At 63.7% G+C, this 24921-nt stretch carries 25 protein-coding genes and 2 pseudogenes; 15 read left to right on the top strand and 12 right to left on the bottom strand.

The window, feature by feature from the left end:
• Positions 1 to 65: 65 nt before the first annotated feature.
• Positions 66 to 830 (bottom strand): L,D-transpeptidase, encoded by a 765-nt coding sequence (locus NKJ13_RS10520; protein ID WP_352505924.1) that lies wholly within the window; start codon positions 828 to 830, stop codon positions 66 to 68.
• 188 nt (positions 831 to 1018) lie between these two features.
• Here NKJ13_RS10520 and NKJ13_RS10515 point away from each other — a divergent pair, with 188 nt between their 5' ends.
• The 3 genes from NKJ13_RS10515 (at position 1019) to xylB (ending at position 4623) form a co-directional block, all read left to right on the top strand.
• Positions 1019 to 1642 (top strand): LysE family translocator, encoded by a 624-nt coding sequence (locus tag NKJ13_RS10515; RefSeq protein WP_352736816.1) that lies wholly within the window; start codon positions 1019 to 1021, stop codon positions 1640 to 1642.
• Positions 1643 to 1651: 9 nt separating this feature from the next.
• On the top strand, positions 1652 to 2977 hold the full coding sequence (locus NKJ13_RS10510; protein WP_352736815.1) for a tetratricopeptide repeat protein: 1326 nt from the start codon (positions 1652 to 1654) through the stop codon (positions 2975 to 2977).
• A gap of 191 nt (positions 2978 to 3168) precedes the next feature.
• On the top strand, positions 3169 to 4623 hold the full coding sequence (gene xylB / locus NKJ13_RS10505) for a xylulokinase (RefSeq protein ID WP_352736814.1): 1455 nt from the start codon (positions 3169 to 3171) through the stop codon (positions 4621 to 4623).
• A gap of 38 nt (positions 4624 to 4661) precedes the next feature.
• Here xylB and NKJ13_RS10500 read toward each other — a convergent pair whose 3' ends face one another.
• The gene (locus NKJ13_RS10500; protein WP_352480232.1) at positions 4662 to 5024 is read right to left on the bottom strand and encodes a nuclear transport factor 2 family protein; all 363 of its coding nucleotides are present in this window, start codon (positions 5022 to 5024) and stop codon (positions 4662 to 4664) included.
• 111 nt (positions 5025 to 5135) lie between these two features.
• Between NKJ13_RS10500 and xylA the strand changes: the two genes are divergently transcribed.
• The 3 genes and pseudogenes from xylA to NKJ13_RS10485 all read left to right on the top strand — a co-directional run bounded on the left by xylA (position 5136) and on the right by NKJ13_RS10485 (position 7392).
• Positions 5136 to 6461 carry a xylose isomerase gene (gene xylA, locus NKJ13_RS10495; protein ID WP_352736813.1) on the top strand — a complete coding sequence of 442 codons (1326 nt, stop codon included), beginning with the start codon at positions 5136 to 5138 and terminating at the stop codon, positions 6459 to 6461.
• Positions 6462 to 6666: 205 nt separating this feature from the next.
• Positions 6667 to 7017, top strand: a pseudogene (locus tag NKJ13_RS10490) (O-methyltransferase); the annotation flags it as partial.
• A 165-nt stretch (positions 7018 to 7182) separates the two neighbouring features.
• Positions 7183 to 7392: a hypothetical protein gene (locus NKJ13_RS10485; protein ID WP_254815980.1), complete on the top strand. Its 210-nt coding sequence runs from the start codon at positions 7183 to 7185 to the stop codon at positions 7390 to 7392.
• 61 nt (positions 7393 to 7453) lie between these two features.
• Here the strand turns inward: NKJ13_RS10485 and NKJ13_RS10480 are convergent, their stop codons facing one another.
• Positions 7454 to 8434 carry a GlxA family transcriptional regulator gene (locus NKJ13_RS10480; protein ID WP_352736812.1) on the bottom strand — a complete coding sequence of 327 codons (981 nt, stop codon included), beginning with the start codon at positions 8432 to 8434 and terminating at the stop codon, positions 7454 to 7456.
• 76 nt (positions 8435 to 8510) lie between these two features.
• On the opposite strand from NKJ13_RS10480, the gene bcoG reads away from it, so the two are divergent.
• From bcoG to NKJ13_RS10445, 7 genes are all read left to right on the top strand, one after another.
• Positions 8511 to 9422, top strand: coding sequence for a 3-dehydrocarnitine:acetyl-CoA trimethylamine transferase BcoG (gene bcoG / locus NKJ13_RS10475; RefSeq protein WP_352480227.1), 912 nt, complete (start codon positions 8511 to 8513; stop codon positions 9420 to 9422).
• A 28-nt stretch (positions 9423 to 9450) separates the two neighbouring features.
• Positions 9451 to 10080, top strand: a complete 630-nt coding sequence (locus NKJ13_RS10470) for an HD domain-containing protein (RefSeq protein ID WP_352736811.1) — start codon at positions 9451 to 9453, stop codon at positions 10078 to 10080.
• Entirely contained in the window at positions 10077 to 11150 is a 1074-nt protein-coding gene (locus NKJ13_RS10465; RefSeq protein ID WP_352505937.1) for a 3-hydroxyacyl-CoA dehydrogenase NAD-binding domain-containing protein, read from the top strand. Before NKJ13_RS10470 ends, NKJ13_RS10465 begins: the two co-directional genes overlap by 4 nt.
• Before the next feature lie 4 nt (positions 11151 to 11154).
• Positions 11155 to 12318 (top strand): acyl-CoA dehydrogenase family protein, encoded by a 1164-nt coding sequence (locus tag NKJ13_RS10460; protein ID WP_352736810.1) that lies wholly within the window; start codon positions 11155 to 11157, stop codon positions 12316 to 12318.
• Between the two features lie 64 nt (positions 12319 to 12382).
• The gene (locus NKJ13_RS10455) at positions 12383 to 14461 is read left to right on the top strand and encodes an acetate--CoA ligase family protein (protein ID WP_352505939.1); all 2079 of its coding nucleotides are present in this window, start codon (positions 12383 to 12385) and stop codon (positions 14459 to 14461) included.
• A complete protein-coding gene (locus tag NKJ13_RS10450; protein WP_352736809.1) occupies positions 14454 to 15236 on the top strand; it encodes a carnitinyl-CoA dehydratase in 783 nt (260 codons plus the stop codon). Before NKJ13_RS10455 ends, NKJ13_RS10450 begins: the two co-directional genes overlap by 8 nt.
• A gap of 219 nt (positions 15237 to 15455) precedes the next feature.
• Positions 15456 to 16397 (top strand): alpha/beta hydrolase, encoded by a 942-nt coding sequence (locus NKJ13_RS10445; RefSeq protein ID WP_352736807.1) that lies wholly within the window; start codon positions 15456 to 15458, stop codon positions 16395 to 16397.
• 46 nt (positions 16398 to 16443) lie between these two features.
• Here NKJ13_RS10445 and NKJ13_RS10440 read toward each other — a convergent pair whose 3' ends face one another.
• From NKJ13_RS10440 to NKJ13_RS10430, 3 genes are all read right to left on the bottom strand, one after another.
• Positions 16444 to 16713 carry a hypothetical protein gene (locus NKJ13_RS10440; protein WP_502901900.1) on the bottom strand — a complete coding sequence of 90 codons (270 nt, stop codon included), beginning with the start codon at positions 16711 to 16713 and terminating at the stop codon, positions 16444 to 16446.
• Positions 16714 to 16804: 91 nt separating this feature from the next.
• Entirely contained in the window at positions 16805 to 17590 is a 786-nt protein-coding gene (locus tag NKJ13_RS10435) for a DUF899 domain-containing protein (RefSeq protein ID WP_352736803.1), read from the bottom strand.
• Between the two features lie 135 nt (positions 17591 to 17725).
• Positions 17726 to 18313, bottom strand: a complete 588-nt coding sequence (locus NKJ13_RS10430) for an autotransporter (RefSeq protein WP_352736801.1) — start codon at positions 18311 to 18313, stop codon at positions 17726 to 17728.
• Between the two features lie 99 nt (positions 18314 to 18412).
• Between NKJ13_RS10430 and NKJ13_RS10425 the strand changes: the two genes are divergently transcribed.
• Positions 18413 to 19159 (top strand): GntR family transcriptional regulator, encoded by a 747-nt coding sequence (locus NKJ13_RS10425; protein ID WP_352686559.1) that lies wholly within the window; start codon positions 18413 to 18415, stop codon positions 19157 to 19159.
• A 136-nt stretch (positions 19160 to 19295) separates the two neighbouring features.
• Here the strand turns inward: NKJ13_RS10425 and NKJ13_RS10420 are convergent.
• From NKJ13_RS10420 to NKJ13_RS10400, 5 genes and pseudogenes are all read right to left on the bottom strand, one after another.
• Positions 19296 to 19479, bottom strand: a pseudogene (locus tag NKJ13_RS10420) (FAD-binding protein); the annotation flags it as partial.
• A gap of 55 nt (positions 19480 to 19534) precedes the next feature.
• On the bottom strand, positions 19535 to 20521 hold the full coding sequence (locus tag NKJ13_RS10415) for a Gfo/Idh/MocA family protein (protein ID WP_352686556.1): 987 nt from the start codon (positions 20519 to 20521) through the stop codon (positions 19535 to 19537).
• Positions 20522 to 20663: 142 nt separating this feature from the next.
• On the bottom strand, positions 20664 to 21239 hold the full coding sequence (locus tag NKJ13_RS10410; protein WP_352686553.1) for a YceI family protein: 576 nt from the start codon (positions 21237 to 21239) through the stop codon (positions 20664 to 20666).
• 68 nt (positions 21240 to 21307) lie between these two features.
• Positions 21308 to 21886, bottom strand: coding sequence for a cytochrome b (locus NKJ13_RS10405; protein WP_352736799.1), 579 nt, complete (start codon positions 21884 to 21886; stop codon positions 21308 to 21310).
• 149 nt (positions 21887 to 22035) lie between these two features.
• Positions 22036 to 22926 carry a LysR family transcriptional regulator gene (locus NKJ13_RS10400; RefSeq protein ID WP_352736797.1) on the bottom strand — a complete coding sequence of 297 codons (891 nt, stop codon included), beginning with the start codon at positions 22924 to 22926 and terminating at the stop codon, positions 22036 to 22038.
• A 105-nt stretch (positions 22927 to 23031) separates the two neighbouring features.
• Between NKJ13_RS10400 and NKJ13_RS10395 the strand changes: the two genes are divergently transcribed.
• Positions 23032 to 24027, top strand: coding sequence for an aldo/keto reductase (locus NKJ13_RS10395; RefSeq protein ID WP_352736795.1), 996 nt, complete (start codon positions 23032 to 23034; stop codon positions 24025 to 24027).
• Positions 24028 to 24279: 252 nt separating this feature from the next.
• On the opposite strand, the gene NKJ13_RS10390 is transcribed toward NKJ13_RS10395, so the two are convergent.
• Positions 24280 to 24882 carry a nucleotidyltransferase family protein gene (locus NKJ13_RS10390; RefSeq protein WP_352736793.1) on the bottom strand — a complete coding sequence of 201 codons (603 nt, stop codon included), beginning with the start codon at positions 24880 to 24882 and terminating at the stop codon, positions 24280 to 24282.
• Positions 24883 to 24921 lie beyond the last annotated feature (39 nt).

Here is a 24921-nt window from a genome sequence, read left to right as displayed (position 1 = left end):
GGCACATTCGCCTGTCTTGCGGCATCGCGCAACGGCAGAGTGATCGCTGAAGGCGAAGCCGCCGTTCAGACGACGACGACCGGGTTCTTCTTGGAGACGCGGCTGTAGAGGTCGATGATGTCCTGGTTGATCAGGCGCACGCAGCCCGACGACATCGCCTGGCCGATGCTCCACCATTCGGGCGAGCCGTGGATGCGATAACCGGTGTCGCTGCCGTTCTGATAGATGTAGAGGGCACGCGCGCCGAGCGGATTGTCGAGGCCGCCCGGCTGTCCGCCTTGCCACTTCACTAGTTCCGGCCTGCGGGCGATCATCTCGGGCGGCGGGGTCCAGACCGGCCATTCCTTGCCGTACTGGATGTTGGCGCGGCCGGACCAGCGGAATCCGTCCTTGCCTATACCGACGCCGTAACGGATCGCCTCGCCGCCGGGCTGCACCAGATAGAGCAGCCGTTCCTGCGAGTGAACGACGATGGTGCCGGGCTGCTCGCCGGTCGGATCGACGACGATCTGGCGGCGAAACTCCGGCTTGATCTTGAGGTAGGGCACCTCCGGCACGTTGAAGCCACCGTCGGTAAGCGAAGCGTACATCACGTCGGGGCTGGTGATGTTCTTGTCGACGCTGATGCTCGGACGGACGGGCCGGATCGAGCCGGTGGTGACGTCGTCGAGCTGGAGCGACGGCAGATCCAGCGTCTGGCTGCAGCCTGTGACGCCGAGCAGCGCCAACGCGCCGGCGCCGGACAGCACCGTGCGGCGGGAAAGCTGTAGTTCGGTTTCGATTGCGTCGCCATTATGCGGCAGCGACAGACCGTGCGGCAACTCACGCATTTACCCAAACCCTACGCTGTCGGCGGGAAACACGGTCCGGCCGGATAGCAGGCATTTTCACCAATCATGGTTGAAAAAGCGTGAAGGCCAGCCGCCTGGCGTTAACGACGCGCTTTTTCGATTCTTGCCTCTTTACATCTGCGCGAGGCCAAGGATTTATCCTCTTCTTTAAGCTCAAGGAGAAGAAAATGTCCTTCGAAAACTGGGCCGCGTTTGCCGCCGCCTCGGCAGTCCTTCTGGTCATTCCAGGCCCGACCATCCTGCTGGTGGTTTCCTATGCACTCGGCCAAGGCTGGCGCACCGCGCTGCCGATGGCAGTCGGCGTGGCGCTCGGCGACTTCACCGCGATGACACTGTCGATGCTGGGCATCGGCGCGCTGCTGGCGGCGTCGGCCACCGTATTCACGGTGCTGAAGGTGATCGGCGCCGGCTATCTGATCTATCTCGGCATCAAGCTGTTTCGCGCCGGCGGCGCGCTCCGGGCCGAACCGCGCACCGATGCGGTGTCATCGGCGAAAATGGCGGCGCATGCCTGGCTGGTTACTGCGCTCAATCCGAAAAGCATCACCTTCTTCGTCGCCTTCCTGCCGCAGTTCCTCGACCGGCACGCGGATTTCTGGACACAGATGCTGATCTTCGAGACGACCTTCCTGACGCTCGCCTTCGCCAACGCCTTCGGTTATGCGCTGATCGCCGCAAGGGCGCGCAACGTCGTGCGCAATCCAAAGGCGATCCGCATCTTCAACCGCACTGGCGGCACGCTGCTGGTCGGCGCAGGCATCGCCACGGTGGCGATGCGATCGGGCAACTGAGGACACGCCATGGCGGTCAGGGATGCATTCGGCCTGACACTGTCTGGCGCGACGAAGGCCGGGTTTTCGTCCTACAGCCAGGCCGTGCGCGAATTGCAGTGCTTCATCGGCGATCCGGTCGGCTCCATTGACCGGGCAATCGCCGACGATCCCGGCTTCGTCATGGCGCAGGTGTTCAAGGGTTATCTCTTTGGCCTCGCCACCGAGCGTGAGGCGACGGCGGTGGCCAAGGCATGTCACGAGGCGGCGCTGCCGCTTGCCGGTACGACACGCGAGCAGGCGCATGTCGCCGCCCTTGGCCACCTTGCGGAGGGACGCTGGCATGAGGCCGCCCGCGTGCTGGAGGATATCGCCATCGAGTTTCCGCTCGATGCGCTGGCGCTGCAGACCGGGCACCAGATCGACTTCTTCACCGGCAATGCGCGCATGCTGCGCGACCGCATCGGCCGCGCGCTGCCGTCCTGGCAGAGCGGCATGCCGGGCTATCACGCCATACTCGGCATGCAGGCCTTTGGCCTGGAGGAAATGGGCGACTATGCGCGCGCCGAAAAACTTGGCCGCACGGCGGTCGATCTCGAGCCGCGCGACGGCTGGGCCCAGCATGCGGTGGCCCATGTCATGGAGATGCAGAGCCGGCAAAAGGACGGCATTCTGTGGATGCGCGCCAATCCCGAAGCGTGGACGCGGGAAAGTTTCCTGCAGGTGCACAATTGGTGGCACCTGGCGCTGTTCCACTACGATCTCGGCGAAATCGACGAGGTGCTGGCGCTCTATGACGGCCCGATCTACGGCGAGCGCTCGACGCTGGCGCTCAACATGGTCGATGCCTCGGCAATCCTGTGGCGGCTGCATCTCGGCGGCGTCGATGTCGGCAGCCGCTGGGCGGCGCTCGCCGCCAACTGGTTGCCCAAGGCCAGCGCCGGCCATTATGCCTTCAACGACGCCCACGCAATGATGGCGTTTGTCGGTGCCGGCCTCGACGCGCCGGCCAGCGGCTTGCTCGAGGCGCAGCGCGAGGCGATGTGCGGCAAAGACGACAACGCTGCTTTCACCCGGGATGTCGGCCATCCCCTGACGCTCGCCATCAAGGCATTCGGCGAGGGCAATTATGCCGGGACGATACGCCTGATCCGGCCGATCCGGGCGATCGCCCATCGCTTCGGCGGCAGCCACGCCCAACGCGACGTCATCGACCTGACGCTGATCGAGGCGGCATTGCGTTCCGGTGATGGCGCGCTGGCGAGGGCGCTTGCGGCGGAACGCGCGCTGGCACGGCCGGACAGCCCGTTGTCGGCACTGTTTTCACGGCGCGCAATCGCTCTCACGGCGAATTGACCAAGATTAAATCTTGCCTTAAAAACTGCCCCGGCCAGATTTTTTCGAGTGTCGAAAAAATCTTCGCGTGTTGACTGGAGCGTTTTTCCGGCAGCACGATTGCCGGGATATCTTCGCCGCTCGTGTCGCAGGACTAGGCTGGGAAGCAAGAAAGACCGTCGCCGCCAGGCCTGACGGACATGGGAGGAAGCATGTATCTCGGCCTCGATCTCGGCACGTCGGGCGTCAAGGCGCTGCTGATCGATGCAAGGCAGGGCATCGTCGGCTCCGGCCATGCGCCGCTCGATGTGTCGCGCCCGCATCCCGGCTGGTCCGAGCAGAACCCGGCCGACTGGATTCGCGCCTGCGAAGCGGCGATCGCCGAGCTGAGGTCCATGCATGCGAAGGAGCTCGCGGCGGTTAAAGGCATCGGCCTTTCCGGCCATATGCATGGCGCCACCCTGCTCGATGCCGCCGACCAGGTGCTGCGCCCCTGCATCCTGTGGAACGACACACGCAGCCACGCCGAGGCGGCTGCACTCGATGTCGACCCGCGCTTTCGCAAGCTGACCGGCAACATCGTCTTTCCCGGCTTCACCGCGCCAAAGCTCGCCTGGGTGAAAAACAACGAACCGGCTGTTTTTGCCAAAGTGGCAAAGGTCCTGCTGCCGAAAGACTTTTTGCGGCTCTGGCTCGCCGGCGACCATATTTCGGAAATGTCGGATTCGGCTGGCACGTCGTGGCTCGATGTCGGCAAACGCGCCTGGTCCTCCGAACTGCTCGCCGCGACGTCGCTCGACGAAAGGCAGATGCCGTCATTGGTCGAAGGCACGGCCAAGGCCGGTGCCTTGCGCGGCGAACTGGCTGCGAAATGGGGCATGCAGACGGGCATCCCGATCGCCGGCGGCGCCGGCGACAACGCGGCCTCGGCCTGCGGCATGGGCACGGTCGGCGCCGGCCAGGCTTTCGTCTCGCTCGGCACATCGGGCGTGCTTTTTGCCGCCAACGCGTCCTATCTGCCCAATCCGGAAAGTGCGGTGCACACCTTCTGCCACGCACTGCCCGGCACCTGGCACCAGATGGGCGTCATCCTGTCGGCGACCGATTCACTCAACTGGCTGTCGGCAATTGCGGGAAAAAGCGCCGTCGAGTTGACCGCCGAACTCGGCGATGCGCTGCAGGCGCCGACCGGTGTCTCCTTCCTGCCGTACCTGTCAGGCGAGCGGACGCCTCACAATGATTCCGTCATTCGGGGCGCCTTTACCGGGCTTGCCCACGAGTCCGGCCGCGCGGCGCTGACCCGGGCCGTGCTCGAAGGCGTCGCCTTCGCCTTCCGCGACAGCCTCGAAGCCCTGGCCAAAGCCGGCACGACGCTGACCCGGGTGACGGCGATCGGCGGCGGCTCGCGTTCGCGCTACTGGCTGAAGGCCATCGCCACAGCGCTTGGCCTGCCAGTCGATATTCCAGCCGACGGCGATTTCGGCGCCGCCTTTGGCGCCGCCCGGCTTGGCCTGATCGCGGCGACCGGCGCCGATCCCCGCGCCGTGTGCACGGCGCCGGCGACGGACGCCACGGTCGAGCCGGTCGCCGCCCTCGGCGGTGCCTATGCAGATGCCTATCAGCGCTACCGCCAGCTTTACCCGGCGATCAGGAGCGCCACGGCGTGAGCGGTTTCCCGCCCTCGCCGTGGCCTGCCGAGAAGGCCTCACTGTGCCGGCACCTTGTCGAGAAAGCCGGTAACACTTTTCAGCCGGCCATTCTCGATGACACCGATATCGGTGCCTTCGATGACGGACTCGACGCCTTCCGGCCCGAGATTCCAGGAGAAACGGACGGTATCGGCGAAGCCGTCCGGCTTGCCTTTCAGCGAGAACCTGAAGCCGGCAAAGCGCTGCTGCACGCCTTCGATCAGCGCGGCGATGCCGTCATGGCCGTCGCCCTGCATGATCGGATCGCGGTAGCCGACGTCCTCGGTGAAGGTCGCCTCGAGCAAGGCTTTCCTGCGTGCGGCGTCGCTCTCGTTCCAGGCGGCGATGTAGTTTTCGGCAATGGTGTTGAGGTCGGTCATGGTTCTGTCTCCTTCGTTGGGTGGCTTTGACATGAGCCTTTTCGACCAGCGCCAGCGCGAAACCAATTACGCCTGAGGTAATCAGGCCGAACCATGCGAGAGGAAAAGAACATGAGCAGCGGTTTTTTCGGCGACATCCAACAGATCAAATACGAGGGACCGGATTCGACCAATCCGCTGGCCTACCGGTTCTACAATCCCGACGAGATCGTCGCCGGCAAGCGGCTCGAAGACCATCTGCGCTTTGCCGTCGCCTATTGGCATTCCTTTGCCTGGCCGGGCGGCGATCCGTTCGGCGGCCAGACATTTGACCGGCCGTGGTTTCCGAAGGCCGGCAGCACCGACACCATGGAGTTGGCCAAGCTCAAGGCCGACGTCGCCTTCGAGATGTTTTCGTTGCTGGGCGCGCCTTATTTCTGCTTCCACGATGCCGACGTGCGGCCGGAGGGCCGGGACTTTTCCGAAAGTGCGGCGCGGCTCGACGAGATCGCCGATTATTTCTCGGAAAAGATGAAGCAGACCGGCGTCAAGCTGTTGTGGGGCACGGCCAACCTGTTCTCCAACCGCCGCTTCATGTCAGGCGCCGCCACCAATCCCGATCCGGACGTCTTTGCCTATTCGGCGGCGACGGTGAAACACTGCATCGACGTCACCAAGCGTCTGAACGGCGAGAATTACGTGCTGTGGGGCGGCCGCGAGGGCTATGAGACGCTGCTCAACACCGACCTTGCCCGCGAGCAGGAACAGGCGGGCCGTTTCCTCAATCTGGTCGTCGATTACAAGCACAGGATCGGCTTCGAAGGCACCATCCTGATCGAGCCGAAGCCTCAGGAGCCAACCAAGCACCAGTATGATTACGACGTCGCCACCGTCTATGGCTTCCTCAAGCGTTTCGGGCTGGAGAATGAGGTCAAGCTCAACATCGAGCAGGGCCACGCCATCCTGGCCGGCCATTCGTTCGAGCATGAACTGGCGCTGGCCAATGCGCTGGGAATCTTCGGCTCGATCGACATGAACCGCAACGACTACCAGTCGGGCTGGGACACCGACCAGTTCCCCAACAATGTGCCGGAGATGGCTCTCGCCTACTATCAGGTGCTGCAGGCCGGCGGCTTCAAGACCGGCGGCACCAATTTCGACGCCAAGCTCAGGCGCCAGTCGCTCGATCCGCAGGATCTGCTGATCGGCCATATTGGCGGCATGGATTGCTGCGCTCGCGGCCTCAAGGCGGCAGCGCGCATGGTCGAGGACAAGGCGCTGTCCGCCCCGCTCGCCGAGCGCTATGCCGGCTGGGATTCGGCCGAGGCCAAGGCGATGCTTGCCGGCAAGCGCACCCTGGAGGAAATCGCCGAGCGCGTCGTCAAAGAGAAGATCGAGCCGCAGCCCAGATCCGGTCGCCAGGAACTACTCGAAAACATCGTCAACCGGTACGTCTGAGGCATACCATCCCGCGGCCGCATTGTTCAGCGGCCGCGGGATAAAGACGACTTTCCGCGGGGCTGAAACCGACATGGTTTGCCCCGTGCGAAACTTTCGGTCTGCTTGCTGACCGGGCCTGGCATTTGCCTTAGCCGTGATCGAGGCCTCTCAGGTAGGCGCAGAACATGTCGGCCATGGCGTCGGCGTAGGCTTCAATCTCCGCGGTGGCCGCCTCATCACCAGCGCGTTCGAGCCATCCAAGGTGGCGCGCGCCAGGAACAATCTGACGGCAGGCGGTCTCATCGACCTGGTGGAAATCCGAGAAGGAGATGCGGTGCAAACATTAAGCGTCGATCTTCCCGAAACCGTCGACCTGCTTCTGCTCGACGGCGCCAAAGCGCTCTATCCAGAGATCTTGAGTCTGGTCGAAAGCCGCCTCAGGCCGGGCGCCTTCGTCGTTGCCGACAACGCCGATCTTTGCCCCGAATACCTCGAGCGGGTGCGCTCGACCGGAGGCGGCTACATGTCCACGTCGTTCAGCGAGGATGTCGAGCTGTCGATGCGGCTTGGCTGAAGCACTGCCTGACCTACTGGTACGATCGTGCCCAAGATGGGCGGCGGCGGACAAAACTTTGCCCGGCGCCGCCCATCAATCGCCTCGCTCTTGCCTTCAAACAGCCGTCACGAACCTCCTATAGTGTGGTTCGTGGCGGGAACGGAAAGAAGGAGGCGAAACGATATGCAGCACGAACGCGAAATCGACGCCCTGCTCTCATCTGGCGAGGCCGGATCGATCATCGACCGGCTGATGGCGCTGCCGCACCCGAAGCAAGGTGCGCTGAGTGCGAACGAATGGGATCGCGCGGTCGCCAGCCGCTTCGAGACCCATCTTGCGAGACAAATGCGCTCGCAGATCGACGGCAACAGCGACCGCCAGGACGCTGCCTGATCTACCTTTGTCTATGCATGCCGTTGTCCCAAAACCGCTACGGACTTTTGGGCGACATGCATTATCCCTGACGCAACCTGACCGGCGCTTCGCCGAACGCTCTTGAAAACGCTCTGGAAAATGCCGCGGCGGACGAAAAGCCCGTTCGCCCGGCAATATCGGCCATGGCCACGCGCGTGTCGACCACCAGCCGGCGCGCGGCGCCGAGGCGCAGCCTGAGATAATAGGCGCCGGGCGTTTCGCCGATCGACTTGCGAAAGATACTTTCCAGCGTTCGTGCCGTCACCCCGGCGCGCTTGGCCACCGCGGCTATGGTCAGCGGCTGGTCGATATGCGCTTCCATCAGCCGGATGGCTTGCGCCAACCTGGGATCGTAGCCGTCGAGACGGCCGAGCGAGACCAGCGGCTGCGCGTCGGTCGCGGCGCGCGCCTGGTCGTAGATGAAGACGCTCGCGACATCGAGCGCCACGGCCATGCCGAGCCGCGTGCGAATCAGATGCAGCATCAGGTCGAAGGTCGGCGAGGCGCCGCCGGAGGTGAACACCGGGCCGTCGATGACGTAGCGATCGGGGCGCACGTCGACGCCGGGAAAGGCCGACGAGAAATCCTCCATGTCCTCCCAGTGGGTGGTGGCGCTGCGCCCTTCCAGCAAGCCCGCGCGCGCCACCAGCCACGTACCCGCCTCGACGCCGCCGCAGGCGCGTGCCGCGCGCGCCGCCCGGCGCAGTCCGGACAGCAGGGCCGATGTGGCATAGTTCTGCGTGCCGAATCCGGCGACGACGACCAGCATGTCGGTTGGGTCAGCCGCATCGAAGCGGCCGCTGACCGCCACCGGCAGGCCGCATGTGGTAACCGGCGCCTCGCCCGTCACCGAGACCAGCCTGAAATCGAACAGCGTCTCACCGGCAATGCGGTTTGCGGCGCGCAATGGATCGACGGCTGAGGCGACGCACATGATCGATGAGCCGGAGAATACCAGCAGCGTTACCTTGAGCGGCAAACGCTCGGCCTGAAAGATCGTCGGTTTTTCGTTTTTGGTCACACGATCTTCGTAAAACGCAAAACAGTTTCCGGCAAGTCAGGCATTCTTGCCCTACGTCCTATTGGGAGAGAGTCCGATGCCGTTAGCGATGAACCGTGAGGTCTTCATTACCTGTGCCGTGACCGGGTCCGGCAGTTCGCAGGATCGCAGCCCGCATGTGCCGCGTTCGCCCAAGCAGATCGCCGATTCGGCCATCGAGGCGGCAAAGGCAGGTGCGGCGATCGTCCACTGCCATGTGCGCGATCCCGAAACTGGCAAGCCCAGGCGCGACGTACACCTTTATCGCGAAGTAACGGAGCGCATCCGCGCGGCGGATGTCGATGTGGTTTTGAACCTGACCGCCGGCATGGGCGGCGACATGGTGTTCGGCCCGCCGGAAAACCCGCTGCCGCTGAACGAAAAAGCCACCGACATGGGCGGTGCCAGCAACCGCATGGAGCACGTCCGCCAGTGCCTGCCGGAAATCTGCACGCTCGACTGCGGCACGATGAATTTCGCCGAGGCCGACTATGTCATGACCAATACGCCCGGCATGCTGCGTGCCATGGGCGGCATGATGACGGCGCTCGGCGTCAAGCCGGAAATCGAGGCTTTCGACACCGGGCATCTGTGGTTCGCCAAGCAATTGGTCGAGGAAGAAGTGCTGAAGCCGGACGCCTTGGTGCAATTATGCATGGGAGTGCCGTGGGGGGCGCCGGACGACCTCAACACCTTCATGGCGATGGTCAACAATGTGCCGGCGACCTGGAACTGGTCGGCTTTTGCCATCGGCCGCAACCAGATGGCCTACGTCGCTGCCGCGGTGCTCGCCGGCGGCAATGTCCGCGTCGGGCTGGAGGACAATCTCTGGCTCGACAAGGGCGTGCTGGCGACCAATGCGCAGCTGGTCGAGCGGGCGGTCAGCATCGTGTCGAATATGGGCGCCAGGGTCATCGGCCCGGACGAAGTCCGCAAGAAGCTCAACCTGACGAAGCGCGCACCGCTTTGAACGCGGAATCGGTTGGGAGGAGCCGCCGATGAAGACCGTGAAATTCACCGCCATGAAGGACGGCGACCGCGAGGATTACGCCTTCCTCACCGAGCACGAGATCGACTACGCGGCAAAGACCGGCGAACGGCTACTCGACGCGCTCGTCCGCCTGGATGCGGGCCTCTCGGGCTACAAGATCACCCGGCTCGGCCATTCGCTGCAAGCGGCAACGCGGGCCTGGCGCGACGGCGCCGACACCGACTGGATTGCCTGCGCCTTGCTGCACGACATCGGCGACATCTACGCGCCCTATAATCACGACGAGTATGCGGCGTCGATCCTGAAACCCTTCGTTCGCGAGCAATGCACCTGGGTGGTGGAAAAGCACGGCGACTTCCAGCGCCTCTATTACGCCCATCACCTCGGCGGCAATCCGCACGCCCGCGACCGTTTCGCCGGGCACATCTACTTCGACGATTGCGATGAGTTTTGCGAACGATGGGATCAGTCGAGCTTCGATCCCGACTACGAGACATTGCCGATCGATTTCTTCCGGCCCTTCGTGCTCGAAGTGTTCGCGCGCAAGGCCTATGACGCGTCCGTGATCCGTGCCGGCGAACGCGTCGCCCTCACCGACCCCGCAACAGCCAGCACAAGAACCGGAGCTTCCGCATGAGCATCATCAACAAGGCGGCAGCCATCGGCGGCGGCGTGATCGGCGCCGGTTGGGTCGCGCGGCTGCTGCTCAACGGCATCGACGTATCGATCTTCGATCCCGACCCCGAGGCATCACGCAAGGTCGGCGAGGTGATGAAGGGAGCGCGACGCGCCTACAAGCAGATGCTGCCCGGCGGCTTGCCGAAAGAGGGCAAGCTCACCTTCGCCAAGACGATCGCCGAGGCGGTGGCCGATGCCGATTTAATCCAGGAAAGCGTGCCGGAGCGGCTCGACCTGAAGCACCGCGTGCTGGCCGAAATCGACCTTTATGCGCCGGCCAACGCAATTGTCGGCTCCTCCACTTCCGGCATCAAGCCGACCGACATGCAGGTGGCGATGAAGAAGCATCCGGAGCGGCTGGTCGTCGGCCATCCGTTCAACCCCGTCTATCTGCTGCCGCTGGTCGAGATCGTCGGCGGCGAACAGACCTTTCCCGAGGCGATCGACGTCGCCAAGGAGATGTATGCCTCGATCGGCATGAAGCCGGTGGTGATCCGCAAGGAGATCGAAGCCTTCGTCGGCGACCGCCTGCTCGAAGCGGCATGGCGCGAGGCGCTGTGGCTGGTCAAGGACGGCATCTGCACGGTCGAGGAGCTCGACGACATCATGCGCTATGGCTTCGGCCTGCGCTGGGCGCAGATGGGCATGTTCCAGGTCTATCGCGTCGCCGGCGGCGAGGCCGGCATGCGGCACTTCATGGCGCAGTTCGGCCCGTGCCTGAAATGGCCCTGGACCAAGCTGATGGACGTGCCGGAGTTCAACGACGAGCTGGTCGAGCTGATCGCGACCCAGTCGGACGACCAGGCGCACGGTCTGTCGATCCGCGATCTCGAAAAGATCCGGGACGACAATCTGGTCGCCATCATGGAGGCACTGTCGAAGCAGAACAAAGGCAAAGGCTGGGGTGCCGGCGCCTTGCATAGGGACTACACCAGGCAGTTGGCCAAGCTTGCGGCAAAGAAGCCCAGCGCCTCCAGGGCGGCCGAAAAGGCCAAGGCTGAAAAGCCGAAGAAAAAGAAGAGAGGCTGAGACCATGGATTTTGGTCTTTCGGAGGAGCAGAAGCTCATCGTCGAGACGACGCGGGCCTTCGTCGAGAACGAGCTTTACCCGCATGAGCGCGAGGTTGAACGCACCGGCGTGCTGCGCCGCGAGCTGATCGAGGAGATCAAGGCCAAGGCGATCGAAGCCGGCCTCTATGCCGCCAACATGCCAACGGAAGTCGGCGGCGCCGGGCTCGATGCAGTGACCTGGCTGCTCTATGAAAAGGAACTCGGCCGCGCCAATTACGCGCTGCACTGGACCTGCGTGGCGCGGCCTTCGAACATCCTTCTCGCCGGCACGCCGGAGCAGCGCGAAAAATATCTGTTTCCCTGCATTCGCGGCGAGAAATGGGATTGCCTGGCAATGACCGAGCCGGGCGCCGGCTCCGATCTGCGCGGCATGAAGGCAACCGCCGTGCAAGACGGCGACGACTGGGTGCTGAACGGCACCAAGCATTTCATCAGCCATGCGGACCTCGCCGATTTCGCCATCGTCTTCATGGCCTCGGGTGAGGAAGAGTCTTCGCGTGGAAAACGCAAGAAGATCACCGCCTTTTTCGTCGACAAGGGCACCAAGGGTTTCACCGTGCGCGACGGCTACCGCAACGTCTCACATCGCGGCTACACCAATGCCATCCTCGAATTCGACGATTGCCGGTTGCCGGCCAGTCAGGTTCTGGGCGAGGTCCACAAAGGCTTCGACGTCGCCAATTCATGGCTTGGCGCGACGCGCCTGCAGGTCGGCGCCACCTGCCTCGGCCGCGCCGAGCGGGCGCTTGGCCACGCCGTCGAATACGCCGCGCAGCGCCAGCAGTTCGGCCAGCCGATCGGCAAATTCCAGGGCGTGTCGTTCAAGCTCGCCGACATGGCGACCGAGCTGAAGGCCGCCGACCTGATGGTGTTCGAAGCCGGCTGGAAGTACGATCAGGGTACCGTCACCGACCAGGACATGGCCATGGCCAAGCTGAAGGCCACCGAGATGCTTGCCTTCGTCGCCGACGAGGCGATCCAGATCCATGGCGGCATGGGGCTGATGGACGACCTGCCACTGGAACGCATCTGGCGCGACGCCCGCGTCGAGCGCATCTGGGAAGGCACTTCGGAAATCCAGCGACACATCATCTCGCGCGCGCTGCTGCGCCCGTTCGGGGGCTAGAGCGTGACCCCAAAAAGTGAAATCCGGTCTTTGGAAAAGATCATGCTCAGACGAAAAGATGACAATGCACAGGCTTGAACGTCTTTTGCGGCCGAAATCGATCGCTGTCTTCGGTGGTGCGCAGGCGGCGGCCGTCGTCGCGCAATCGATCAAAATGGGCTTTGCCGGCGAGATCTGGCCGGTGCATCCGACCAAGGACGAGGTCGCCGGCCGCAAGGCCTATCGCTCGGTGGCCGAATTGCCCAGTGCGCCGGATGCCGCTTTCGTCGGCGTCAACCGGCACTTGACCATCGAAGTGGTCAAGGCGCTGGCGGAGCGCGGCGCCGGCGGTGCGGTCTGCTTCGCCGCCGGCTTTCTCGAAACCGAGGCCTATGACGAAGACGGCGAGCGGCTGCAGGCCGAACTGGTCGAGGCGGCCGGCCAAATGCCGATCATCGGGCCGAACTGCTATGGGCTGATCAATTACGCCGACGGCGCGCTTTTGTGGCCCGACCAGCATGGCGGCATCAGGCTGCCGGAAGGCGGTCGCGGCGTTGCCATCATCACCCAGTCGTCGAACATCGCCATCAACATGACGATGCAGAAACGCGGCCTGCCGATCGCCTTCCTGATGACCGCCGGCAACCAGGCGCAGACCGGGCTTTCCGAAATGGCGCTCGGCCTGATCGAGGACGACCGCGTCACCGCGCTCGGCCTGCATATCGAGGCCTTCGATTCGGTAGCCGGCTTCGAAAGGCTGGCGGCACGGGCACGCGAGCTGAAGAAGCCTGTTATCGCCATGAAGGTCGGCCGCTCCGAGCAGGCGCGGCAGGCGACCGTCTCGCATACCGCGTCGCTGGCCGGCTCGGACGCGGCGTCCGGCGCTTTCCTGAGGCGGCTCGGCATCGCCCGGATCGATTCAATTCCCGCCTTCATCGAGGCGCTCAAGCTATTGCACGTCACTGGCCCCCTGCCCGGCTACCGGCTGTCATCGATGAGCTGCTCGGGCGGCGAGGCGTCGGTCATGGCCGACAGCGCCGAAGGCCGCTGGGTGACGTTTCCGCCACTCACCCCCGAGCACCGCGCGCGGGTCAAATCGACGCTCGGGCCGCTGGTCGCGGTGGCCAACCCGCTCGACTATCACACCTTCATCTGGAACAACGAACCGGCGATGACCGCCGCCTTCACCGCCATGGTGTCTGGCGGCTTCGACCTCAATATGCTGGTGCTCGACTTTCCGCGTCCCGACCGCTGCTCGGACACGGACTGGTGGGCGACGCTGCGCGCCTTCGAATCGGCGCTGAAGACCAACAGCGCGCAGGGCGCGATCGTCTCCTCGTTGCCGGAAAACCTGCCCGAGGAATACACTGCCGGCCTGATGGCGCGGGGCATGGTGCCGCTGTTCGGCATTTCCGAGGCCATGGACGCCGCCCAGGCGGCAGCCTTCATCGGCTGGGCGTGGCGCGAGCCGCAGGCGCAGCCGATCGACACTTCCGCGTCCGGCGCGCCGGCCGGCGACCATGTCACGCCGGACGAGGCCGAGGCGAAGGCGCGGCTCATCGAGGCCGGGCTCCCCGTGCCGAAGGGCGAGCGCGCCGGCAATGCGGTCGAAGCTGTGATCTCCTCGATGGCGCTCGGCTTCCCGGTGGCGCTGAAGGCTCTTGGCGTCATCCACAAGTCCGAGCTCGACGCGGTCCGGCTCAACCTCAGGGATGCCGAATCGGTCAGCACCGCCGCCCATGATCTCGGCCCGCTCGGCACCGGCCTTTATGTCGAGCGCATGGTGCGCGACGGCGTCGCCGAGCTGCTGGTCGGCTTCACTCGCGACCCGATGTTCGGCGCGGTGATGACGCTCGGCACCGGCGGCGTGCTGGTCGAGCTGTTGCGCGACAGCGTCACACTGATGCTGCCGGCGACCCGTGATGACATCGAGGCCGCTTTGCGCGGGTTGAAGCTGTTCCCGCTGCTCGACGGTTATCGCGGTCGGCCGAAGGCCGATGTCGCAGCTGCAATCGATGCGATATCGGGCATTGCTGCTTTCGTGCAGCAAAATGCCGGCGAGATCGAGGAGCTCGACATCAATCCTCTGATCGTCTGCACCGAGAGCAAGGGCGCCTGGATCGCCGACGCGCTGCTGGTGCTGGGAGAGAACAAAAATGTCTGACGTCATCACCACCCGCCGCGAGGGCACGATCCTCGAAGTCATGCTCGACCGGCCCAAGGCCAATGCCATCGACCTGAAGACGTCGCGGCTGATGGGCGAGACGTTCAAGGGGTTTCGCGACGATCCCGACCTGCGCGTCGCCATCGTCAAGACCGCCGGCGACAAGTTTTTCAGCGCCGGCTGGGACCTTAAGGCAGCGGCTGGCGGCGATGCCGTCGACGGCGACTATGGCGTCGGTGGCTTCGGCGGGCTGCAGGAATTGCGCGACCTCAACAAGCCGGTGATCGCCTGCGTCAACGGCATGGCGGTCGGCGGCGGCTTCGAGCTGGCGCTGTCCTGCGACCTCATCTACGCGTCGGACCACTCCTCCTTCGCGCTGCCCGAAATCCGCGCCGGCACGCTGGCCGATGCGGCAACGATCAAGCTGCCGAAGCGCATCCCTTATCACGTCGCCATGGACCTTTTGTTCACGGGCCGCTGGATGGATGTCGCCGAGGCGCATCGCTGGGGCCTGGTCAACGAGGTGCTGCCCAAGGAAAGACTGGAGGACCGCGTCTGGGAGATCGCCCGGCTGCTCGCCAGCGGCCCGCCGCTGGTCTTCGCCGCGATCAAGGAAACGGCCCGGGTCGCAGAATCGCTGACCTTCCAGGATGCCATGAACCGGGTGACGCGCCGGCAACTGCCGACGGTTGACGCGCTCTACGGCTCGGAGGACAATCTCGAGGGCTTTCGCGCCTTTGCCGAAAAGCGCGATCCGGTGTGGAAGGGGAAGTGACGCTGCGGAGATGATGGCGATCCTTCACACCCCCCTCTGCCCTGCCGGGCATCTCCCCCGCAAGTGGGGAGATCGGATGTCGCATCGGATTTCGCCAATTTCCAGCGTTGCAGGACAAGCGGCAAGGCCAAAGCTGCCGATCTCCCCCCTTGCGGGGGAGATGGCCGGCAGGCCAGAGGGGGGTGTCCAAGCTCAACCTTGGCGGCCCATTCGGCGCCCATGACCAACTACAAGAAACTCATCGACGCCGAGACCTGGGCCTTCATCGAACGGACCAATTCGTATTATCCGCCGGATACGATCGACTACACGATCGCCGAGCAGCGCGCGATCTACGACCGGATGTGCCGCGAATTCTCTGCCGGCTATCCGGATGGCGTGACGGCTGAAACCACCGTCATTGCCGCGCCAGCGCACGACGTCCCGATCCGCATTTATCGCAGCGCGGCGCCGAACGCCTCTGCGATGGTGCTCTATGTCCATGGCGGCGGCTACATCCTCGGCGGGCTCAACAGCCACGACGATGTCTGCGCCGAGCTTTGCGCCCGCACCGGCTATGAGGTGGTCTCGGTCGACTACCGGCTGGCGCCGGAACATCTGCACCCGGCCGCCTTCGACGATGCGATGGGCGCCTTCGAATGGGCCACCGCCACTTACGAACGCCCCGTCCTGCTCTGCGGCGACAGCGCCGGCGGCAATCTCGCCTGTGCCGTCAGTCATGCGACGCGTGGCCACGTGACAAAGCCGGTCGGCCAGGTGCTGATCTATCCTGGCCTTGGCGGCGACCGTTCACGCGGTTCCTATGTCACGCATGCCGAAGCGCCGATGCTGACAATGCGCGATCTGGAGTTCTATAACAACATCCGGACTGGCGGAGTGGACGCTACAGGCGACATCACTTTGTCTCCGCTCGCCGACGCCGATTTCGCCTATCTGCCGCCTACCGTCGTGATCACCGCCGAATGCGACCCGTTGTCGTCGGACGGCGAAGCCTATCGCGACCGCGTCGTTGCCGCAGGCGGACGTGCCTGGTGGCTCGAGGAGCCGGGCCTGGTGCACGGCTATCTCAGAGCCAGGCACACGGCCGGCCGCGCCCGCTCGAGCTTTACCCGGATTGTCGATGCCGTGACGGTACTTGGGAAGGGCGAATGGATCTGGTGAGGGCTGTCCTCCTCACCGCGAAGGGCCTTTATCGGCCGCTATAGCTCTACTTGCGGCGTCGGCGGCCGGAGACCCGCCTCAACCAAGGTCCCAAATGAAAGGCGCTCATCAGCAGGTACATCGGGACCATGCCGCCCAGCGGCGACGCGTCTTGCCCGGTCGAGCACATCATATCCGGCGCTCCGCCGAGAAACGTCAGCAGCGCGATGGTTGCGAAGGTCGGCGCGGCCGCAAAGGACAGCCAATCGGCTGCGCCAAGGCCGGCCGGGCTCGCATCGCCGGTGGATCCGCCTGCATGAATCTCGCTCATGGCCATAGTCCTGCATAACGAGCGGGATGCGGTCGAATGAACGTGCATCCCGCTCCTCCAATTGTCCTAGCCGCATTTCCGCGACGCCAAAGACGTTCTATTCGGTGCGGTTCCGGAACGCGGCCTCTCCGGCGTCCGACACCTCGACCCACTTTTTGTCGGGAACGGTTTCGGCGTCGTAATTGTCGTGCCAGTTCCACCACTTGTACGTCGGCGTCTGCGGATAGCCTTCGGGCGAATCCTCCCAAACCTCCTGGCGGCCGAGCGGCGACAGGTCGAGATAGCTCCATACGGTCCCCATCGCCTCGTCGCCGCGGTTGTTGATGAAGTAGGTACGGAACACGCGATCACCATCGCGGATGAACACGTTATGGCCGTGCCACTCGTCAACGCCGAAATCGGCATCGAAGCTGTCGGTGATGGTGTACCAGGGCATCTTCCAGTCCATCCGCGCCTTCAGCCGCGCAATGTCGGCCTGCGGTGCGCGCGAGGCGTAGGCAAGCGTGGTGTCGCGGGCGTTCAGATGGGCAAGATTGCCGACCTGGTCTGCCCCCAGCGAGCAGCCGCGGCAAGCGTGATCGGGCCAGCCGAAGACGCCGGGCTCGAAGAAAGCGCGATAGACGATCAGCTGACGGCGGCCCTCGAACAGGTCGAGCAGGCTCACCTTTCCGTTGGGGCCCTCGAACGTATAGGCCTTCTCCACCGCCATCCACGGCATCCGCCGACGCTCGGCGGCCAAGGCGTCGCGAGCCCGGGTCACGGTCTTCTCCTTCACGAGCAACTGCTGGCGCGCGGCCTCCCACGCGTCAGGCGAAACGACCGGTGGTGTCTTCATCGCGAGCCGCGTCGTCTGCTCGCCTGTGCCATTCTGATGTGCCGTCATTGTGCATCTCCCTTGCTGGTCTGTTGTCGCACCATTCCCGGCGCGACGTGTTGCTGATTGGTCATGAGCCAGGATAGGGGCGATAGCGGATTGGCGAGAGTGACAAGTGTGACGCGATTCCGACGGGTTCGCTGATCACGGCCGACTTCGCTGCCCGCGACGCCTCTGCTCATTCGTGCCGGACTGCTGAATGGGCCGCGCGCCGGCCAGGTAGCGATCATTGTCAAACGGTTCGGCCTGGTTGCTGTCCGGGCTCCACAGCTGCCGGTGCGTTCGTGTGAGATCGCCGAGATAGACATGCAGCGCACCGGATCGCGCGCTGCCCGTATTCGCAACCGCATGCACGGTATTCGACGCCATGTGCACGACGGCAGGCGCTGCGATGTCCTGCCTTTCGGGAACATCGAGTTCGCTGCCGGCAACGGGATAGATGAAGTTCGTCTCGCTGCCCCTGTAGATGCCGATCAAGGCATCCATCAGGTGGTTGTGGGGCGGGTACTGCAGGCCGGGCGACAACGTGATGTGATAGATCGTCAGGTTCGGGCTGGCATGCAAAAGAACCTCGTCGTCGTCTTCTTCGTGAGCGAGTGTTCCCGATGCGTGAAAACGGTTGATGTAATCGCCCAGGACCGTCCTTACCGCTTCGAGGGGATCTGGCCCCTTCGCGGCATTGACGATATCATCGGCAACAGCGTAGAGAGGCGAGTTGGCGGGTAAAGGCATATCAGTTATCCTCCCTGAGATGCTCAGATTTTCAACCTGAGGTGCTCACGCTAGCGAATGTCGATGCCAGCGTCAACCGGACAGCCAAACGGACAAAATATGAAAACGACGAAGTTGACCGCCGAACCGGCAAGGCCGGCCACGGTCGAGGCGACAGCACTGTCAGCCGCCGACGTCCTTCGCAGGGAACAGGCATATGAGCAGCTGAGGAACGACATCATTGCCTGCGTGCTGCGCCCCGGCGAAGCGCTGACCGAAAAACAGATCGGCGATCGATACCAGATCAAAAAGGCAACCATCCGCGCGGCGTTGGCCCGTCTGATGCAGGAAGGTCTGGTCAGGAGCGAGCCGCGCCGCGGCTACGTCGTTGCAACGCTCAGCCTGCGGGACGTCAACGAGATCTTCGATGTCCGCAGCTTGATCGAACCGGAAGTGTTCAGGGTGGCGGCATCGAACATTACCGAGCGCGGGCTGGAGGACATCGGGCTGGCAGCGAGAAAAGTGCTGAAGCCGGAGACGTTGCGTAGTCATGTTGCATTCCTGGCGGCGGATCGTGCGTTTCGTCTGGCCCTTGCGGGGCTCTCGGGAAATTTACGACTGGCGCATCTACTGGACCAGATACTCGACCAGTCGGCGCGGGTTCTCCACCTTGGGTTCAAATCCCGCGACTTCACCCAGTTGATCATCGCCCAGCAAAAGGAACTGGTTCTTGCCTGCGAGGCAGGCGACGTTTCCGGCATCGTCAAACTTGCCCGTTCGCAGTGCCTGTTTCTCAAGAAGCAGGTGCTCGAGGCTTTGCTTGCCGGTTCCAAGCTTCGGGACGTCAATTTGCAGCCCTTCGCCTAGAGCGGTTCTCCTGGAACCGGTAACCGGCTCTAACTATCTGTTTTGCCGCATTTATGCGGGCGCCGAATGATTCCATTTGGCTGCAAAATGCTCAGAGGGAAAGTTGGCCGTTCGGTGCGACCGCCACCTTGGCGCAACGGCGCCGGCGGGGCTTGTTCACCCCACCGAGGAAGATGCCGCCGAGCGACCAGAATGCCTGGCCGCCAAGCGACTGCTCCGGCTCCTGCTCGACGGCCTTTGCCGGCCGCAGTCAGTTCGGCGGCCGCGACAAAGCCGGCAAGGCCGGCGCCGACGATGATCACATCCGCATCGTCGGGCATCTATTTGGCCAAGATCTCGTCCAAAAAACCGGCCCGTTGCAGGATCACGGCCGGCCTAGACTGCCTCCCAGCCTTCCTTCTCGCCGGCGCGGAAGATGGCATCGATGACCTTCTGGTTGAGCACCGATTCTTCCAGGGTGAAGACACGATCCTTGCCACCCTGTGCCGCCCGCGCGAAGGCCTCGACTTCCAGCCGGTACTGTTGCGTGCCGGGAAAGCGGAAGACCTGCGCCTCGCTGTGGTTCTGGTTGTGCAGTTCGACACGGTGATGGTCGTAGAGTCCGGCATTAAACGGTGAGAACACCTCGATGAAGCCCTTCTCACCGTGAAAGACCATCACCTGGCGTGCCGCCATCTGTGTCGACAGGTAAAACGACAACTCGAAGTCGCCGAAATCGGCGCGGATCGAGGAATAGATGTCGGTGCCGAATGTCTTGTCGCGCTCGATCCTCGCCTGGACGCGCAGCGGCTCCTTGCCGGTCGAAAAGCGCGTCGATACCGTCGGATAGACGCCGATGTCGGGCAGCGCGCCGCCGCCGAGATCGAGCTTGTTGCGCATGTTGTTGGGGTCGACATTGTAGTAGGAGAACGCGCCCTGGACATGGCGCAGCCGGCCGATGGCGCCGTTGCCGATCAGCTCGCGCACCTTGATCCATTGCGGGTGGTAGACGACCATGAAGGCTTCGCAGACCAGCACCTTCCTGGCATCGCGCAGCTTGATCAGTGGCGGAATGTCCTTGGCGTCGAGAGCCAGTGGCTTTTCGACCAGAACATGCTTGCCGGCCTCGATCGCCTTGGCTGCCCATTCGACATGCTGCGAGGTCGGCAGCGGAATGTAGACGCCGTCGATGTCGCTGGAGGCGAGCAGTTCCTCATAGGAGCCGAAAGCATGGCGCGCCCCGAAGCGTTCGCCCAGCGCCCGAGCTTTCGACAGATCGCGGCTGGCGATCGCCGACAGCACGCCGTTCTCCGCCTCGACGATTGCCGGTAAAAGCTGCTCGCGGCCGATTTTGGCCGTCGACAAAACACCCCATCGGAACATCAGATTTCTCCTCTCGATTGCAGGCCTGGAGGTTTGCCTGAAATCGGCGGAAAAGCCAATGCGGGAGCATGGTTCCTCGCCCCACCAAGTGGGGAGAGGAACCCAGGTCCTGCAGCGACGGTGAAATCGCAGGGAGAACCGCTCAACCCCTTCTACCCGTCAGCGTCATGTCGAATTCGACGACGTTGGAATAAATCGGCGTGCCGACATCCATGCCATAGCGCGACCGCAACACCTTGCCTGTGACGTGGAACTTTATCGTGCCCGCCTTGAGGCTGCCGAGCTCGGCCGTGAACTTTTCCTGAAAGGTCTTGCCGCGCGCCGTCAGCCGGCCGGTGACAAGGGCCGACGTGTCGCCGGTGCGTTTGACGCTGGTCGAACGGAACTGGATCTCCGGATTGTTGGTCGCGTCGAAAACCGCGTCCGAGCGGAGAAAGGCATCGATGCGACTTTGGCCGGTACCGACGCTTTCGGGGAAGATGGTGAAATTGACCTGGGACCGGCCGACATCGCTGTTGTCGATAAGGATATTGCCCTTGAAGCGGGAGAAAGCACCGTCGAGCCCGCCGCCGCCGAGCTTGGCAATGGAGAAGTGGATGCTGGAACTCCCTGGGCTGATCGTGTAGCTGCCGGCCGCCTCGCCAAGGGCAACGGCGGCAAAAACAGGCATGGCAAAACAAGCGGCGGCTGCCGCAAATCCGAAGATGCGCGCGTACATGGAAATGGTCCTCTTGGCAGGCAACGCTTTCTTGCGTCCTCGCCCCATGAACGAATGAGCCGCCCGCTCTATTCCGTCTCGCGATGTGACGAAGCCGTGATCATGCGCGTCAGCACGGTATCCCTCAGCCAGAAATGATGACGCAGCGCAGCGGCGAGATGCAAAGCGACAAGACCGATGCCGGCATAAGCGAGATACCAGTGCGTCGCTGCCCAGAAGCTTTCTGCCATGTCCGATTCACCAAGCGGCAGATTGGGCATGACGAACAGATTGAACGGCACGCTCGGGATCTCCAGCACCGAGACCGAGACCAGCGCCCAGCCGGACAGCGGCAGAGCGAGCTGAAAAGCATAAAGCGCAAGATGGACAAGCGGCGCCATGCGGCGCTCGAAAGGGCCGACTGAGCGCGGCAGCGGCGGGGCCGGTCTGCCAAGGCGCCAGGCGATGCGCAGGATGACCAGCCCAAGCAATAGGAAACCGAAAGATTTATGCAGCTGAATCAGCTCGAAGGCGGTGCGCTGGCTGGACAGCCGCACCATGACGAAGCCGAGCACGAACTGGCCGATAAAGAGCGCCGCGATCAGCCAGTGAAGGATGATCGCTGTCCAGCCGTAGCCGGTCGGCTGGTGTTTGGGCAGTGCTGACATGGTCTGTGAACGAATGCCAGGTCGGCTTTCTTCCATCCCGGAAAGGCGGTTTCCACTTATGTTTGGAGACGACCAATTGCCGGTGCCAACGGCCGTAAGACGAGCATTCACGCCTGAATAGATTGCCCTCCGCAGTTCCGACGGTGCCCCTATGTACTCACTTTGAAGAAATCGACAAAGGCCCTGAGCGCCGGCCGCATCTGGCGTCGGCTCGGATAATAGACGAAGAAACCATCAAAGGGCGGGCACCAGTCCTCGAGCACGCGAACGAGCTTGCCGGCGGCGAGCGGGTCGCGGACATAGTCCTCGAACACGAAGGCGAGCCCGGCGCCGTCAACCGCAGCATTGGCAATCAGATGGTCCTCGTCGAGGATCAATGGCCCTTGCACCGGGATTTCGATCTCCTCGCCGTTTTTCTCGAATTCCCAGCGATAGATGATGCCGCTGGAGAAGCGGAAGCGGATGCAGCGGTGAGCGGCGAGATCGCGCGGATGCTGCGGCCTGGGCCTGGTCTCGAAGTAAGATGGCGTGCCGAACACCGCGCCGCGAAGGTTCGGCCCGATGCGCACTGCGATCATGTCGCGCTGCAGGCTCTCGCCCAGCCGCACACCGGCATCGAAGCCGCCCTCGACCACATCGGTGAAGCGGTCATCGATGACGATCTCCAGCACGATGTCGGGATAGGCAGCCGCAAAGGCGCCGAGCCTTGGCGTCAGCGCCAGGTGGGCGGCGGTGCGCGGCACGGTCAGCCTGAGATTGCCCGCCGGCCGGTCACGCGCCTCGATCGCCGATTCCAGCGCCAGGTCGATTTCCGACAGCGCCGGCCTGAGGCGCTCGAGCAGTTGCGCGCCCTCCTCGGTCGGAGCGACGCTGCGCGTGCTGCGCGCCAGAAGGCGCACGCCGAGGCGCGCTTCCAGGCTGGACACCGCGTGGCTGACCGCCGACGGCGCGATTGCCAGCTCCTTGGCGGCGCCGCGAAAACTGCCGCATTGGGCGACCGTTGCCAGCACGGCAAGCTGTGAAAGATGTGTTCGCTTCATTGATCTATTTTTGGGAACAGCCCGTGCAAATAAGAGGCGATTATCGAACGCTGCGCAAGACGGTATCTCTGTGGCATCACAACCATCACAACAAGGAGACACGTGATGCAAACCCGCAAGCTTGGCAATGAACTCGACGTCTACCCAGTCGGCCTCGGCTGCATGGGGATGAGCTTTGCCTATGGTGGCCAGCCGGAGGCGGAGGCGATTGCCACGCTGCGCCACGCCGTCGAGATCGGGGTCAATTTCTTCGACACCGCCGAGGTCTATGGCCCCTACGAGAACGAGATCCTGGTCGGCAAGGCGCTGAAGCCGGTGCGTGATCGTGTGACGATCGCGACCAAATTCGGTTTCAAGATCCTCGAAGAAGGCAGCGGCACCGAACGCATGGCCGGCGTCGACAGCCGCCCGGAGCATGTCAAGGCGGTGGCCGAAGCGTCGTTGAAGCGGCTGGATACCGAGATCATCGATCTCTACTACCAGCACCGCGTCGACCCCAGCGTGCCGATCGAGGATACGGTCGGCGCCATGGCCGAGCTGGTACGCGAGGGCAAGGTGCGGGCGCTCGGCCTGTCGGAGGCGAGTGCGGCGACCATCCGCCGGGCGCATGCCGTGCATCCGATCGCCGCGGTGCAGAGCGAGTATTCGCTGTGGAGCCGCGATCCGGAGGAGGAGGTGTTTGCCGTCTGCCGCGAGCTCGGCATCGGCTTTGTCCCCTATAGCCCGCTCGGCCGCGGCCTGCTCACCGGCACGATCGCCAGGCCCGATGTTCTCGGCGCCGACGACTGGCGCCGGGGGTTGCCGCGCTTCCAGGCCGACGCCATGGCGGCCAATGCGGTGGTCGTCGCCGTGCTGGAAAAGATGGCAGCCGAGAAGGACGTGGCGCCGGCGCAGCTGGCGCTCGCCTGGGTGCTGCATCAGGGCGACTTCATTGTGCCGATCCCTGGTGCCCGCAAGATCCGACATCTCGAACAGAATACGGCGGCAGCCGATATCGTGCTGACCCAGGCCGAGGTAGCAGCCATCGGCGATGCGCTGTCGCCGGACAAGGTTGTCGGCAAGCGCTACACCGAGGAGCTGCTGGCCCTGGTCGACGGGTGAACTGCAATCGACAGCGCAATCGAAACGGTGCGTTTCGGCACCCCGTTTCGAATGCCGCAGCGGTGCAAAATAATCGCGAGAAATTGGCACCCCCTCTGTCCTGCCGGACATCTCCCCCTCAAGGAGGGAAATTGGACGTCACCTCGGCTTTCGCCAATCACCGGCGCCGGAAAGGCGGGCAGGGCGATGGAACTGCCAATCGCCCTTCTTGCGGGAGATGCCCGGCAGGGGCAGGTGCCTCGCGCCGACATTCTACCAAGGCACGACAGTAATCTCCGGCCAGCACTCCTGTGCCCGCCTGCCCTTCATCTCATGGGTCCGCTGATTATCCAGCACCCTATTCGGCGTGATGCGGAACGAAAAGATGTCGTCGAGCCCGAACGGTGCCACCAGGTCGAGGCGCCCCTCGGCATCGAAGCGGACGCCGACGGCATGCGTCTTCGACGCAAAATAGCTGACCGATTCGCTAGCGCTCATATAACGCGGGCATTCCTGCCCGAACTTGCTCGGATACCACAGATGCACCCGCGCCTGATTGCGCACCTCGACCGGCAGCTTCAGCCCTTCGAAATGCTCCGCCGCACAACGAATGACCAAATCCTCGGCCTCGTAGGACAGATCGCTCTCATCGAAATAGAACAGGTCGACATCCCGGATGCCGTACCCCGAGGGCTTTCCGGTCAGATGATTCCAGACGCTGTTGTAGAGCGCGCCGGAGACGACCAGCCAGTCGGGGAGGTCAAGCGTGCGCACCCGCGACAGCGTCTCGCCGATCAGCGGATCGGACGAGACGATATCGAGAAAGACTGCACGCTGTTCCTCGAAGGGCAGCCCTGAATAGCGCAAATGGCCCATCGCCCTTTGGACGGCGATTCGCCAGGCGCTCGCAACCCC

Source organism: Mesorhizobium sp. M0174 (assembly GCF_040322275.1).
Lineage (GTDB): Bacteria > Pseudomonadota > Alphaproteobacteria > Rhizobiales > Rhizobiaceae > Mesorhizobium.
Note: the sequence above shows the minus strand (reverse complement) of the source record. Positions and strands in the feature narration are given on the sequence as shown.